Raw genomic sequence first — 14,810 nt, 5'->3', positions numbered from 1 at the left:
GGTCGGTGGTGACGCTTAGCGGTTGAGATGTATAGAAACTGGTAACACTTGACTGAGTGGTCCACTAGATTGGTAATTGTGGAAATGAAACCGGCAGATCATCCAGATATACAAGTGTCAAGTGGCGGGGCAGGCAACGACGGCATTCACCTGTCTCACTTTGCTGGCATTGGCCTATCTTGTCTTGTTTTGGGAGCTGTGGTGGGTGTCTCATCTGGCTTGCTGGGTATGTTCCTAGATGAAGTGGAGAAAGTTTTTCTGGGGTTTGTGGAGAGTTCCTCGCAGCCAAGTCCGCTCGGGGTTCCTGCTATACGTCGCTTGATATCAGTCGTAGTGGGAGGGTGTGTTGCCGCTTGTATTTGGTGGTATCTGCGGAATAAAACAACGCGCGTACCTTCGGTAGCTCAGGCTGTTAAGGGTGCTCGAATGCCGGTGTGGCAGACCCTGCTGCATGTCATAACACAAATATTTTTAGTTGGCACAGGTGGCGCAATAGGTAGGGAGGTGGCCCCAAGGGAGGCTGGTGCCATGCTTGGAAGTGTGTGGTTCCGCTGGGCTCGTAAATTCGGTTTACGTGAGTCTGATCGTCCTCTTCTGGTAGCTGCTGCTGCGGGTGCTGGGTTTGCCGGTATTTATATTTCTCCCCTGACAGGCGCACTTTTTGGGTTGGAGATTCTGCTAGCCAGTACAGATATGACTGCAGTTACTGTCTGTCTGACGATGTCATCAGTGGCTACCCTGGTGGGCGGTGCTATCAAAGGGTTCGGGCCGTATTATATTGTTGGCGAGCAGCCATTTTCTCACTGGACCATGCTCTTTGCTCTTATAGCAGGTCTGTTGGCTGGCGTGGTGGGGGCTGTCTTTAGGTGCCTGACACGTTGGGCGGAAACTAATCAGGCTACGGGCCTTACCATACTGTGGATGCTGCCTGCGGCTGCCTTGTTGACCGGTCTTGTGGCTTGGATATTGCCGGAAGTGATGGGTAACGGCAGAGCCATTGCCCAAAGTGCTATGCGTTTGTCTGCTAGTAGTATCGGCCAGGCTGGAAATTATTCTGCAAGTTCTGTAATTGCTTTCTTTGCTGCTTTGGGCGTTTGGAAGTTTATCTGCACTTCATTAACTATTCGAGCTGGCGCTTCGGGTGGCACCCTCACACCTTCGATTGGCATTGGTGCAGCATTAGGTGTGATTTTAGGAATTGTAGCTAACTGCTGTGGCTTGAGTGTACCGCTATGGCAGGCTGCTATTATCGGCGCTGCCTCCACCCTTGCTGCCTCCCAGCAAGCGCCGCTGATGGCACTTTTCATGTTGTTTGAGATTTGTCACTTGCCGGCGCCAGCTTTGCTGCCCTTGTCTCTAGCTGTAGCCTTGTCGACTGCCGTATCGCACAGGATATTGGTGAACCATAACAATAGTAAGTTTGAGGCAAGCAACTAACGTTTATCTGGTTTTGTGAGATTCAACAGCCGTATCAAACGTTTTTTGCTATTGCAAGTACTATGTTTTGTGCTCAGTATTCACGATTGGCTTGTTTACTACCTTGGGTTTACTTCTTTTGTTAGGTAAGCTGTGACTATGGAGTTTGATCTCATTGATGAAGGGTCATATGAGCAGATTATGCAGCAAACGGTGTTGCCTGCTCTGGAACACTGTAAGCGAGAGGGTTGGATCCGCTCATACAATCCTGATGTCGGACAATCGTCCTCGACTCACAAGGCTGCGGTCCACGCTGCTGGTGCAGGCCTTGGCAACTTTCACTATATTTGCTATGAGTCAGCACGTTTCGATGAATTGGCTATGCCTGGATCCCAGGGCCGACACCAGGGACTGGTTATTATTTCCCATGGTTTTACTGAGTTTGCTGGCAAATACACTGAAATGGCTTGGTATTTCCTCCTAGCGGGGTACACAGTCTGCATTATTGAATATTGGGGGCATGGGCTCTCAGGTCGTGGAATCTCTGATCCTAATCTGGTATGGGTTGACTCCTATAAGCGATATGTTGAAGATTTGGCTGTCTTCTGCCAGGAGATGGAGGCAGCTTATGCTGGAGACCAGCAAGTGTGCCTGTATGCCCATTCAATGGGGGGTGGCATCGCGGCCTCCCTCATGGAAACGCATCCTACGCTCATCGACCGAGCAGTTTTATCTTCTCCGATGATAGCTCCTCAAACTGGTGTGCCGCTTCGATTCGCTTCGGCAGTATTAGATGCTGCCTGTGCTATGGGTATGGGGCAACAGAAGGTACCTGGTCACCATCGCTTTAAACCCGAGTTTGACCCTCATTCTGTGGGTAAAGCTAGTCCAGCTCGAATGAAGTGGATTCACGGACAGCGGTTAGCATGTTCGGAATACCAAACTTCAGCAGCTACTTACGGTTGGGTTCAGCAAGCTATCGCCCTTTCTCGTAGTATTTTGAAAAAAGGTCTGTGCGAACAGGTCGAGGCTTCTACCCTGCTCTTCCAAGCTGGTTCTGATTCATTCGTTTTGCCAGGACCGCAGGAACGCTTCGTAGAGCAAGTTAAGGCTGGAGGATGTGATATCAATTTTGTGCGTATAGCTCATGCCTCCCACGAGCTTTATACCATGCCCAACGAAATCTTAGGTCCTTATGTGAACCGTATTCTAGACTTCTTTGCCCAGACCGAAACCTTCAGCGCTGGTAACTAAGAGTTTGTAATTCCATATCTTTCGCTGTAGCGAGTATGTGTGAAACATGCATACTCAAGCTAGAGCAGCATATGTAGCATACGTGATACGACAGCACTAAAGTAATAGTGAAATCTTCAAGCAACAATAAGACACGAATAGAGAATTTTTGTACTACCCATTTCTGTGTTTTATCTTTGTGAATGCTACACTTGCAGCGATGTTGTCAATTAGTCTAGCTCAATAGTTGAGAACACCTCTTGTATGACAGTGTCATCGTCACACGCGTCTTTGAAGGCTGTGATGAACGTTCGCAGCGCATCTTTATCTGATGAATAAGCGCAGAACATCTCTGCTTCAGGATCGAACATAATGGAATTTTGTATTTTTGGAAGGTGTTGATGTAAGAATTGTTCAGCCAGAGATGCCCAATCGTATCCGTTACCTTCAAAACCTTCCTTGGCTCGCGTACTGAATAATGCTGCTTTGTATGTTCCCGGGGTTAAGCAGACCGATGCTTCTTCATCGTGTTCTACCCAGATAAACGGTCGAATAGTATCTTTCCATTCCGAGGTATTCATACAGAGCAACTTCCAATCAATGAAACTCATCAAATTACAGACTAACCCTATTATAAAACCTATAGGCTTATCAAACGAGACTTTTGTTGTACGAACCTGTGTTAGGGTGTCCTCACGCAGAAACTGTCAGTGCTCGATTGTCTTTTGGGTCTGAAAGCGATACAAGAAAGCGTTAGGCAGAGAGTCTCTCCCTGCCTAACGCTAGTTACCCAGTTTTGTCTTACTTGTTGATGACCTTGGCTGGGTCGGCGTCGAAGGTGTCTACGCAGTTCTGGGAGCAGAAGTAGTAGGTCTGTCCCTGGTATTCACGCGTAGCTGCTGCGGAGCTTGGATCAATACTCATGCCGCAGACGGGGTCCGTTACTTTGCCGTTTGCTGTCATACCGGTACTTCCTTTCGATTGGTTATTATGTACAGTCTTACTTGTGCTGCTCGTTTTACGTGCGACCAGTGCCTTCAAGGTTGGCAAGTCTATGGGCTTCGGAGTTTTGAGAGGGTGAGGTGTCAGTGGTGTAAACCTAAGGCGGTTTGCATTGAGAACGACTGACAGTGAGGAGAAGGCCATGGCTGCCCCTGCGATCATGGGGTTGAGAAGTAGACCAATAAAGGGGTACAGAATTCCAGCGGCAATTGGTATACCTAGACCGTTGTAACCGAATGCGAACCAGAGATTCTGGTGAATATTGCGCATGGTGGCTGCAGACAGATCGATAGCAGTGACTGCGGCGTTAAGGTCACCAGACACAAGCGTGATATCAGCAGATTCTATAGCTACGTCGGTTCCTGTGCCAACAGCTAGCCCTAAGTCAGCTTGGGCCAGTGCTGGGGCATCATTGATGCCATCACCAATCATTGCCACCGTATGGCCTTGTTGTTGTAAGGCTTTGACAATAGTTGCTTTGTCTTCTGGCTTCACCTGTGCGATTACTTGGTCAACTCCTACCTCGTTTCCCACTGTATGAGCGGTACCCTCATTATCGCCAGTGAGCATGAGGGTGGATATATGTCGTTTATGCAATGCTTCAATAGCATGTGTGGAACTTGGTTTAATCTGATCAGCTATAGATAAGACTCCAGCAAAGTGACCGTCAACAGCTAGATACACTATTGTCTTTCCTTGCTTGGCCCAAGTCTCAGCTTGATGTGCTATTGCTTCATCTGCCTTCATATCGATGTTCTTGTCTACCAGCAAGGAACGATTGCCAATAATTACTTCTACCGATTTCGGGTTGTTCTGTGAACCTCCAGAAATTGGCAGCATGGCTGTAATGCCTGCACCTGTGATAGAAGAGAACGAACTGGCCTGAGCTATTGGTAGCCCCTCCACACTTGCGGCTTCTATGATCGCCTTTGCTAAAGGGTGCTCAGAGGCAGCTTCTGCACCTGCTGCTGTTTCGATAATCTGTTGCCTCGTAAATCCTTGCGCGGCAGCTACACCTTCAAGTTGTGGTCTACCGACGGTAAGCGTCCCAGTCTTATCCAGCACGATAGTGTCGACAGTATGGGCCATTTGTAGAGCTTCAGCCGACCGGTAGAGCACTCCAGTGCGGGCACCGCGACCTGTCCCAATAGTCACTGAAAGCGGAGTAGCTAAGCCTAAGGCGCAGGGGCAAGCGATAACCAGGACAGAAACAGCTGCCACGATACCGTAAACGCCTTTTGGTAGAGGTCCAAACAGCCACCAAACCACAAACGTCCAGATAGCTACGAGTATGACCGTGGGTATAAAAACTGAGGCAATCTTGTCTGCTAGTTTCTGGATGGGTGCTTTAGATGATTGAGCGCTTTTAACGAGACGAATAATCTGCGCAAGCACGGTGTCTTGACCTACCTGAGTTGCCCGGTAACGCAGAGAGCCAGTAGCATTAATGGTTGCTCCTACTACAGTGTCGCCTGCTTCCTTGCGCACTGGCATGGGTTCGCCCGTAACCATGGACTCGTCGACCGAAGATGATCCAGTAACGACGATTCCATCTACTGGTAGTTTTTCTCCAGGATGAACCAAGACGATGTCGCCTACTTTGACGTCATCTACAGCTACATCTTGGATGGATTCTTGCCCTTTGGCTGATACTACTATTGTGGCAGTTTTTGGTTGCAGGCCAATGAGGGATCGAATTGCATCACCTGTACCTCTACGGGCACGAGCTTCAAAGATTTGGCCTAGGAGCATAAGAGTAATTATGGTTCCTACAGCTTCATAATAAGGATGACGGGCGTTCGCAGGAAGTATGCTCGGTGCCACAGTTACTACTAGTGAGTAGAGGAAGGCGGTCACTGTGCCGAGCGTGACTAACGAGTTCATCTCAGGTGTGCGGTGGAATAAAGCTAACCAGCCGACACGATGGATGGGCCAGCCTGAGTAGAACATGACTGGAAGAATCAGTATGAGCTGAATCCAGGGATTAGTCAGGGTGGCAGGTAGGTGCACAAACATTCCCAGCATGGAAGCTGTAAAAACCGGCAGGGTAAAGACAACACCTACGATAAAGCGAATGCTCAGGGAACGAATGTCCTTGTCTCTTTCAGCATCTTCAGCTTCAGAACTGTTTTGAACAGAGTTACTGTTATTTACTTTGCTGCTGTTAGTAACAGCAGCTCGACGACTTTCTTTAGTGTCCATGGGGCTGTCATGGCTATCGGCAGTGTCTTTGAATTGCGTATTCGTTGTGGAAGGGAGCGCTCGTAGCATGCCGTGGAGCATATTCATTCCACAGGCAAATGGATAGTCTCCTGCCTGGAGTGGAGCCAAGTCTATAGTCGTAGTTGTGAAAGCAGGTAGCATCTGATCAATGCCGAGGTCAGAAAATAGTACATGAGAGGAGCACTCACCTGATTCCTGTCGGTCAAATATCAGTCGAACAGGCTGATTTGCTGCAACTTCTATCAACTGAGGGGAGTATCCGCCTTTTACGGTGATGTGCACAGTTTGTAAGCCTTGCTCCATGGTTGCAGTTGTCGCGCGTCGTGGAGCGAAAAAATACCAAGTGATGGCGAGTGTTAGTGCAGCTGCGATAGAAATGACAATAGCATTCAGCAAGATTCCTCCTTCTTTCTTCGGTGAAGGATATAGCGCTATACTATACCTCTAGAACTAATGATTGCAACAGTTTGTGAGGTTCCTCAAGCACACACCCTCTGTCATTAGAGTGGATATTTGTGTTATTAAGGATGAGCTGTAAACGAGAAGATGGTCAACGATAAAAGGAACAACGTATCATAAGTGATGGGAAACAAGGATTTTTAACAAAGGTTATCTTAAACCATAAGACGTGCGGTTGCATTTCCGAATATAGGTCAAGATCAAAATGACGGACTACTGATTTACTGGTTTCGTCGGACAATCTTGTAGAGTGATTTTACAAATGGTGACCTTTAGTCAAGATGGTAGTGAAGCAAAGGTAAAGATGCGGTAATTTTTGACACAATTGGATTATGCAACTGCTTTGCTTATAGACCGCGGGTAATAAATAAAGGTGGAGTAGGAGAGCTGGTTACGCTTCGCGCAAGGTGTACAATCATAAAACTGTGCTATGTTCAAGCGGTACCTTGCATTTGAGGGATTAATCGTTTCAGCAGGATATAAGAAGCTCGCACATAGGGTGATTTTTGAAGGTGGTGACATGGCTAAACATGCTCCTGAAAGCTCGGGCAATGTGAGGCATGCCCAGAACAAGTCACAAAAGCAACCAAGTAAAGCTAAACATGCTGGTTCTTCCGCAGCTGAGAATAAGAAATTAGCCAAGCACTTGCGGACTAGGAAGAATCGTACACATAAATCGGCAACACCAGCTGTCCAGCAAGCAGCTGTGGAAGTCTCTGCTGACTTATCGGGTGCTTCTTCCAAGCGGAACAGTCATCGCAAGTTTAAAGCTACGAAAATGGATTGGTCTGTCTTAACCGCGGTTGTCTTGGTTTGCATGTTCACCCTTGGATATTTACTATTTAGTAGCAGTTTACTGATTCAAAACAAAAATAGTCACAAATCTGTTCGTTCGGCTAATGAATATGAGGAAGCTGTAAGTAAATTAAAACCTGAGGATATTGATAAAATTCAGAAAGACATTATTAATTTTGACAATCAAGTGAGTTCACGAAGTGCTCCTGATCCGTTTAGCTCGGGCGCAGGGGAAGGTGCAGAGCAGCAAAGCACTGCTGATAAATACACTGATATTCTAGGTAAGGTTAGTTCTGATATGTTAGGTTATCTAACTGTTCCTAAAGCTGACTTTTCAGGACCTATATACTATGGTGATGTCAATCAAACATTGAATAAGGGTGTAGGTTATCTTTCATACACTGCTATTCCATCTCAAGTGAAAGGGACACGTACGGTTCTTTATGGGCATACTGGATTAGATAATTTGCATGTATTTGATGATCTAGATAAATTACGTACGGGTGACTCGGTGTACGTGCGAGTGCTTAAGACCACTTACCATTATAAAATCGTTGATTCAACTGTTGTCAGACCCAGTCAAATTGATGTTATACGTCCGCAAAAAGGCAAAACTTTGGTGACTCTGTTGACTTGTACTCCTAAGGGGGTTAACGATCACCGCCTATTAGTTTCGGGTGAGTTGGTTTCGGTGGATGAGGATAAGCCCGAACTCAAGCTTACTCAAGATCCTTTTCTCCTAGCCGTTACCTTAATTCCACTAGCAGTATGTGCGATAGGTACTGCATATGTTTGGATGAGGCGACAGCAAATCAATTCACTCACTAAGAATTCGCCTAAGTCCGGTAAGATTAAGGGACAACATGAGTAGCGGTCGTAGTTGGGTTCGCAAGCGTTCTCAGACGGAGGAAACTATAGTGCCAGTGAGCGCCGGTCTGATTAACAATAACAGGACAACTAAGTCTAAGGAAGACAAGCCTGAGCATGCTGGTCGTTCAATCAAGTGGCGTTCTTGGATTGATGCAATTGTCTTTTTAGTTGGATTGAGCATTTTCCTTTATCCACTTGTGGCTGCATACGTTAACTATCAGGCTGCGTCTAAAGCTATTGATCAGTACGATGCCATTGTCTCGAGGTTGACACCAGCACAAAAGAAAGCTATGTGGCAGGACGCAAAAAAGTACGATATTGAACTAGGTAAACCTACCCTGCGAGATCCCTTCAAATACCACAAAATTAAGTCTCCTGTGGAGCGTTACAGTCAGACGTTAGATGTGGATGGAGAAGGCATGATGGCCTACGTTGATATCCCTAAAATTTCGGTTAAATTGCCTGTATACCATGGTACGAACGACGATACCCTACTTAAGGGTACTGGTCACATTGCTACGACCCACATTCCTACTGATAATCCCACCTTACATGGTGTTATTACTGGACACACGGGAGCTGTCGGACACATCTTCTTCGACAACTTGACGCAGCTGAAGAAGGGGGATGTTTTCGAGGTCCGTGTGCTTGACCATCACATGAGCTACAAGATTGATCAGATAAAGGTTATTGTACCTACAGATGTGAGCAATTTGCAGCCTGTTGAAGGCCGTAACTACGTGACATTGCTTACCTGTACTCCCTATGGCATTAACTCGCATCGTTTGCTGGTACGTGGGCACTATATTGGTGAGAATATCCCAGCAACACAACCAACAGGCGTGCCACAATGGGTACTTTGGATCCTTTTGTTGATTCTTTTGCTCATAGCAATCTTGATGCATGTTGTGACTGTTAAACGTCGCAATTGCCGTATTGCCATAATACAAATTCGCCGTTCTTACCAGCTTGATCCAGAGCGTGGTGACTGGCCATTGCCAACACAAGGCCAAGGTTCTGGAAGGGCCACTGCCAGTGTGAAACCTGATTCGCCTGGAGGTCGTGACCTTACCGATTCCGGAGCACCTGGCCCCGCGTCATAGGCCGAGTTGTAAATAAGGTGATGGAGCGCATTCGAAAGACTAGCCTTGTAATTTGAAGGTATTTCTAGGATTCCATTACAAGGCAGTTATAGTAAGGTATGTATATCTGTCGCAGTGTGAAGGTTGTTATCTTCATCTTTTGCGGCAATGGCGGTTTAAGGGGAGTTGGTATGGTTTTAGATGGACATTTCGACTTTTCTCCAACATCATCGGGGGATAACTCAGATATGAAGGCTCATAAGTTCGAATACTCTGTGGCACAAGCAGCTGCCGCAGCGTTTGGTGCTCGGTCTGCGAAACGCGTCAAACCAGTTGCCCCAGTACGGCTATCCCAGAACTCCTACAAAGCTGATGACGAAATGTTGCGGGTTCCAGAACTCACTACGCAAGCAGGACAGGATCAGGATACCCTCTCTTCCCAGTACTCTCCCTCTCCTCCTTCTTCTTCGTTTTACGATTCAACCTGGGAGTGGACCGCTAAGCCTGAGGAACCTATTGTGCCCGTGCAGTCAGGTGTCCCTGTGCAAGCAACTACAACACCCAATGCCTATCCGGTTGAAACACTTGCTACCTCAGATGCGGTCAACTATTCAGCTAGCCAAACACAGTCCTATATTCAGCCACTACAACCGCGTTTACAAGATCCGGTTCAAGTTCAACCACAAGTTGAACAGCCATTCACAATGATGAATTCATACAAACAGACGCAGCCAGAAATGCCCGTAGCTACACAACTGGAATCTGATCAAATTTCCTCATCGAGTCAGAACTATGATTCACAGATCGGCAGTTCAATCCGAGACAGCCGTAAACATGGTGATGCGCGTGTACCTAAGGCTAGGCATACACCTGTGTGGACTAAAAAAAGTCCTAAAGATATTAAAGCTCTTCGTTCTCGTGCGTTGCGCTTAACGATATTATGGTGGATACTAGCTGTTTGCGCTGTATTCTTCGCTTGGGCTTCTTTCGGACTGATGATGCGGATAGGTTTTCTGCCAACGCTAGATTTAGGGTATTCTTGGTTTGATTCTCACATAACTTTCTTCTTTGGAATTAATGGGTTAAGCTAGTTTTTAAAAGCACAGCTACTGTCAAAACTACCGATAGGTAGCAGGTATGCGGATAGCTAGAGGCATACTGAACAGCTAAGTTCACGGTTGAGAAACTCCTAACCGAGCTAACGATTCGTATTTATGATGACTTGCCTTTGTCCCTGTGACTCCTCTGATGTGTATGATCCCAGCAGGTAAGATGAAGAGTGCCATATTAGGGACGGAACTCTGGTAACGATGCACTAAAAACAGAGTGCGAACGAAGGGAGTTGAACCCTCACGAGCATGAGCTCACTGCCACCTGAAGACAGCGCGTCTACCATTCCGCCACGTTCGCAAACAGTCCTTTAATGTAACATGTTTCTATCCTCATTGCAACTTAGGAAAAGCTATGGTCGTGTTGTTAAAACCGGGGTTTGCGTGAGTTCGATGCGGATCTCAGCCCTTAGATCCGTTGGCATAAAATCTTTTCAAAGTTTCCTGCTTATACTCGTCGAATCGGTCGGCATCTATAGCTGCGCGAATCTCGTCAAGCAAACGCACGAAGAATCGTTCGTTGTGGATTGTGGCTAGGGTATAACCATTGAGTTCGTGCGCATGCAAAAGATGGCAAATATAAGCACGAGAGTAGTGTTGGCAGGCATAACAGTTGCAGTCTTCTTCAATTGGGCGGTAGTCTGTGCGGAACTGAGTACGTTTGATATTCCAACGGCCGTCCCGGGTGAAAACCGCGCCATTTCGTCCGCAACGAGCGGGAGAAACACAGTCAAAGGTATCTCCGCCATTTTCCACGCCTGCAAAAATGTCATCAACCGCAGCAATTCCGAGAACATGTCTAGGCCTATCTTCTGGCATTTCATCACAAATCCAAGCGCAAGTCTGTCCTAGCAGCCGCTTCTCGATTGCTCCGCCAATTCCCACTCCATCGAAATCAAGGGAAGCAATCTGCCTGGCAGCTTTTCGACGTAAGTCTTCGTAATTGGCGCCTTGAACAACTCCATAAAGAGCTTGGTATGGTTTGTTCGATCGCTCCGCAGTTAATCGTTGATGTTCAATCACGCAGCGTTTTGCCCACCTGAATGTGCGTTCTACAGAGCGTTCCTGATATCCGCGGGTATTCATAAGTGTCGTAAGTTCGTCAAAAGCGAACATAATGTCGGCGCCGATCTTATGTTGAATACCCATAGAAATTTCTGCAGAGAAGCGATGTTCCGATCCATTGAGTGGAGATTTAAAAGTTACGCCATCTTCATCTACGAAAGCAAGTCGCTCTTTTCCTTCAGCAATAACGTCGTCTGACTTCATTCCGCTAATGTCCATAGCTAAGGTTTTTTTGAAGCCGGCCCCCAAGGAAAGTACTTGGAAACCACCGGAATCGGTGAAGGTTGGTCCCCTCCACCCCATGAATTTGCCAAGTCCACCAGCTTGATCAAGAACTTCTTCCCCGGGGCGCTCGAATAGATGAAAAGCGTTAGAGAGTAGGGCCTGAGCGCCTAGATCTTTCATCTGCTCTGGCAAAACAGCCTTCATAGCTGCTTGTGTGGCAACGGGGATAAAAGCGGGTGTGTGAATGTCGCCGTGGGGAGTGTGAATAGTTCCTGTTCGCCCATAGCGTCTTCCATCTCTTCCTAAACCACTTGCCTGAGATGGAAGACAGGTGTTGCTTTCAAAGCTAAAAGTTCTTGGATCGTTGGACTTATCTGTGCTTATTGCGCTCATGTTCTCAACTTTAGCGAAGGCCTTGTAAAGCAGTTCCGGGGCAATGTCGTAATAGTTTCCCAAGCATATATGGATAAAGAATTATGGTGGATTTCAGATAACGCTCAGAAAACTTCCAGAATCCTTGTTTTTACTGTAGATAGTTAGCAAAAATAGCGTAGAGCGAAGTCAATGGCACGTATAATCGTCGCAGACAACCCGATGGAACGGTAGCCGGAAGTGACAAGCAACATGCCTATAAGTGTGAAGGAGTGGTGATGGCAGAAGACAAGGAAGACAAAAACATTAGCCCTTGGACAGGTGGAGACGATCAGCAATCATGGCAGCCAAGCAGAATAGAAGATAATTCTGCGCAAAAGGCCAACCAGCCAGGTGAAGAGGCAGGAAGTGATACAGATGAGACCAGTTCTCAAGATGTCCCGGCGCAGACAGCAGGAAATGCAGTACCAGATCAGCCGGTAACGCCTTCTCCAGCAGATAGTTCTTATAAGCCTGCGCCGCTTTATGGTGCCTATGCTGATAGTTTCCCAGATCAGTCATCTACCATGCCTATAAGCACCCAGCCCCAACCTACTCAACCTATCCAGTCACAACAGCCTCAGCCCAATTTGGCTTCCGGCTATGGCTACGGCAGTCAAGGTAGCGGCACGCCTCAGCAGGGTATCCCAGTTGGTGACATTGGGCGAGGTCAAGGTTTTCAGCCACCCGTCGGCAACCGGCCGAATCAACCTTATACTGCCCAGCTATCCAAAGGGCAGTCGCATTCGATATTAACGGCAGTCATAGCTGCTGTAGTGACCGCAGTTCTGATGCTTGCCTTAGGTTGGGCAGCGATTACTAATGGTTGGATAACTATACCTGGTTCGTCCTCACTGAGTACAGTTAATTCTAATAGCTCGGGATCGGGATCGGCCAAGGTGGAAGCAGGTAAAGCACCTGACTGGCAGGCAGTGGCCAAGCAGGTTTCTGATTCAGTTGTTTCGATTCAAGTACAGGTAAAAGATGGTGTTGGAGCTGGATCAGGCGCCATCCTAGACACTGAAGGTCATGTGGTGACCAATAATCATGTTGTCTCAGGAGCAGAAAAAATACAGGTTACTCTTTCTAATGGTCAACTGTATACAGCTGAGGTAGTGGGCACTGATTCTACAGCTGATCTCGCCGTAATTAAGTTGGAAGATACCGCCAAGGATTTGAAACCTGTCCAATTTGCAGATTCTGATAAGTTAGCTGTCGGTGAAGATGTAATGGCAATTGGTAATCCCTTAGGATACGACAATACAGCCACTACTGGAATCGTTTCGGCTTTGAACCGTCCTGTTACAGTTATGGATGAATCGGGTGACAGTCCAATTGTCACTAATGCTGTTCAGCTTGATGCTGCCATCAATCCAGGTAATTCCGGGGGGCCAACCTTCAATGCTGCTGGTCAAGTTGTGGGTATCAATTCATCTATTGCTTCCACCGCAACTTCTAAATCCCAAGCTGGTTCTATTGGCATTGGTTTTGCTATTCCTTCCAATCTTGCTAAACGTGTCGCTGCTGAAATCATTAAAGACGGCAAGGTCAAACACGTGGCTCTCGGTATTACCATACAGAATGGTAATGCAGAAGCTGACGGCGTCACTCGAGGCGGCGCAAAGGTAGTTAAGGTCAGTCCAGGAACTCCTGCACAAAAGGCTGGCATAAAGGCAAATGACACAATCGTGGCATTTAACGGTCATGCCGTCAACAATAACTACTCACTTTTGGGCTTTGTGAGAGCTGCTGAATTCGGTTCTCAAGCCAAAATTACTGTAGTTAGGGATGGTAAAACTTTGGACTTGGACGTCAACATGAATCAAGAAGAGCAGGCGGTTAGCGGTACACCAAAGTCCGATCCGAATGGCCGTAGGAAGAGGCAGGGATCAAATAATAATCCTGGCAATAATGGAGACTCCAATGGGAATCCCGATAATGGCTCGGGAAATGGGTTCTTCGATCCCTTTGACTTCTTCTTCGGGCAGTGAGAAGTAGTACTATTCGGTAAAGTAAAGCTGCCTAGAGTACTGGATCTCTTACGGTAACACGATCGGTGTGTGGAACAACGTTTCACACACCGATCTTTTTGTGTAGGCTGTGTTGTAAATCACATGTATGGTACTATGGTCACGTTGATTTATTGCCTTATTTAGGTAAAAATGATCCAACCACCGTTTCATAAGGTTGCTAGATGCGCTCTGTAGATGAAATGGGTGTGAAAACCGAAAACTAAATGATGAATGGGGTAATGGGCTAGTAGCTGTTTGTACGGTTGGTGCTAGTAATAGGGTGTGTTATGAGTGAACGTTTCTGGGGGTTTGTGGTTAAGAATGCGGCTGTGGTGAGGCTGTTTCTTTCGTTGTTGCTGGTGGTTGCTGTGCTGTTGGTTTGTGTTCCGGCTGCTCATGCTGAAGTGGTTTTAGTTCCGGGTGATGGTGATACTTATACTTCTGCTGATCAGTTTGTACCTGATTCTGATTCGCGTAAACCTGATAAGGCTTATTTGACGGTGACGAAGCTGTTGAGTAAGAGGGATGGTACAGCTGCTGTAGGTTCGGATAAAGATGCCAGTGTTCTGAAGAACCCCAATGTTGGTGTTCAGTTTTCTGGTGTTGGTGTTGAATTCATGGTGACTCGAGTTACACCGAAGGCTGGGGTGTCTTCTGGTGATATGGATCCGAAGTTGTCAAATTTTGATACTCATGAGCGTTATGTGGGTAAGACGGATGGTAATGGTGTGATTAAGAATGCGCCGAATGCCAGTGTTTCTTCTGCTTCTGATGGGTTTTGGCGTGTGGTTGATAATGGTGGTGTTGTTACGCAGTTCCCTGTGGTTGATAACGCAGGAGTAGTAAATTATTACTTGTTACGGGAGATGGATTCTCCGTATTCTCGTGCGGATAATCCCTTGTATGAT

The 14,810-nt window shown here is 47.0% G+C and carries 10 protein-coding genes and 1 tRNA gene; 7 read left to right on the top strand and 4 right to left on the bottom strand.

All coding sequences use genetic code 11. The features are described 5' to 3' along the window. The first annotated feature begins 84 nt into the window (after positions 1-84). Together BOCO_RS05645 and BOCO_RS05640 are read left to right on the top strand one after the other, a co-directional pair. Positions 85-1,437: a chloride channel protein gene (locus BOCO_RS05645; RefSeq protein WP_094723134.1), complete on the top strand. Its 1,353-nt coding sequence runs from the start codon at positions 85-87 to the stop codon at positions 1,435-1,437. A 138-nt stretch (positions 1,438-1,575) separates the two neighbouring features. Further along, positions 1,576-2,670, top strand: a complete 1,095-nt coding sequence (locus BOCO_RS05640; RefSeq protein ID WP_094723133.1) for an alpha/beta fold hydrolase — start codon at positions 1,576-1,578, stop codon at positions 2,668-2,670. A 209-nt stretch (positions 2,671-2,879) separates the two neighbouring features. Here BOCO_RS05640 and BOCO_RS05635 read toward each other — a convergent pair whose 3' ends face one another. Then, entirely contained in the window at positions 2,880-3,230 is a 351-nt protein-coding gene (locus BOCO_RS05635) for an Imm51 family immunity protein (RefSeq protein WP_094723132.1), read from the bottom strand. A 220-nt stretch (positions 3,231-3,450) separates the two neighbouring features. Further along, positions 3,451-6,267, bottom strand: coding sequence for a heavy metal translocating P-type ATPase (locus tag BOCO_RS05630; protein WP_094723161.1), 2,817 nt, complete (start codon positions 6,265-6,267; stop codon positions 3,451-3,453). Between the two features lie 586 nt (positions 6,268-6,853). Here BOCO_RS05630 and BOCO_RS05625 point away from each other — a divergent pair. The 3 genes from BOCO_RS05625 to BOCO_RS05615 all read left to right on the top strand — a co-directional run bounded on the left by BOCO_RS05625 (position 6,854) and on the right by BOCO_RS05615 (position 10,171). Further along, positions 6,854-7,999, top strand: coding sequence for a class C sortase (locus BOCO_RS05625; RefSeq protein ID WP_158520426.1), 1,146 nt, complete (start codon positions 6,854-6,856; stop codon positions 7,997-7,999). Further along, a complete protein-coding gene (locus BOCO_RS05620) occupies positions 7,992-9,101 on the top strand; it encodes a class C sortase (RefSeq protein ID WP_094723130.1) in 1,110 nt (369 codons plus the stop codon). Before BOCO_RS05625 ends, BOCO_RS05620 begins: the two co-directional genes overlap by 8 nt. A gap of 170 nt (positions 9,102-9,271) precedes the next feature. After that, positions 9,272-10,171, top strand: a complete 900-nt coding sequence (locus BOCO_RS05615; protein WP_094723129.1) for a hypothetical protein — start codon at positions 9,272-9,274, stop codon at positions 10,169-10,171. Positions 10,172-10,407: 236 nt separating this feature from the next. On the opposite strand, the gene BOCO_RS05610 is transcribed toward BOCO_RS05615, so the two are convergent. Beyond that, positions 10,408-10,490, bottom strand: a tRNA-Leu gene (locus BOCO_RS05610). A gap of 101 nt (positions 10,491-10,591) precedes the next feature. Further along, positions 10,592-11,872 carry a tRNA guanosine(34) transglycosylase Tgt gene (tgt, locus tag BOCO_RS05605; protein ID WP_094723128.1) on the bottom strand — a complete coding sequence of 427 codons (1,281 nt, stop codon included), beginning with the start codon at positions 11,870-11,872 and terminating at the stop codon, positions 10,592-10,594. 257 nt (positions 11,873-12,129) lie between these two features. Between tgt and BOCO_RS05600 the strand changes: the two genes are divergently transcribed. Further along, positions 12,130-13,881 carry a S1C family serine protease gene (locus BOCO_RS05600; protein ID WP_094723127.1) on the top strand — a complete coding sequence of 584 codons (1,752 nt, stop codon included), beginning with the start codon at positions 12,130-12,132 and terminating at the stop codon, positions 13,879-13,881. 308 nt (positions 13,882-14,189) lie between these two features. Beyond that, on the top strand, positions 14,190-14,810 hold a 621-nt coding region (locus BOCO_RS05595; RefSeq protein ID WP_148140068.1), incomplete at its 3' end, for a hypothetical protein.

This window comes from Bombiscardovia coagulans (assembly GCF_002259585.1).
GTDB classification, from domain to species: domain Bacteria; phylum Actinomycetota; class Actinomycetes; order Actinomycetales; family Bifidobacteriaceae; genus Bombiscardovia; species Bombiscardovia coagulans.
This window is presented reverse-complemented; position numbering and strand designations above follow the sequence as displayed.

What these genes read in the sequence shown, in the direction of transcription:
- BOCO_RS05615 (WP_094723129.1), top strand. Translation starts at nt 9,272, where the DNA reads ATGGTTTTAGATGGACATTTCGACTTTTCTCCAACATCATCGGGGGAT.
- BOCO_RS05645 (WP_094723134.1), top strand. Translation starts at nt 85, where the DNA reads ATGAAACCGGCAGATCATCCAGATATACAAGTGTCAAGTGGCGGGGCA.
- BOCO_RS05625 (WP_158520426.1), top strand. Translation starts at nt 6,854, where the DNA reads ATGGCTAAACATGCTCCTGAAAGCTCGGGCAATGTGAGGCATGCCCAG.
- BOCO_RS05620 (WP_094723130.1), top strand. Translation starts at nt 7,992, where the DNA reads ATGAGTAGCGGTCGTAGTTGGGTTCGCAAGCGTTCTCAGACGGAGGAA.
- BOCO_RS05600 (WP_094723127.1), top strand. Translation starts at nt 12,130, where the DNA reads ATGGCAGAAGACAAGGAAGACAAAAACATTAGCCCTTGGACAGGTGGA.
- BOCO_RS05635 (WP_094723132.1), bottom strand. Translation starts at nt 3,230, where the DNA reads ATGAATACCTCGGAATGGAAAGATACTATTCGACCGTTTATCTGGGTA.
- tgt (WP_094723128.1), bottom strand. Translation starts at nt 11,872, where the DNA reads ATGAGCGCAATAAGCACAGATAAGTCCAACGATCCAAGAACTTTTAGC.
- BOCO_RS05640 (WP_094723133.1), top strand. Translation starts at nt 1,576, where the DNA reads ATGGAGTTTGATCTCATTGATGAAGGGTCATATGAGCAGATTATGCAG.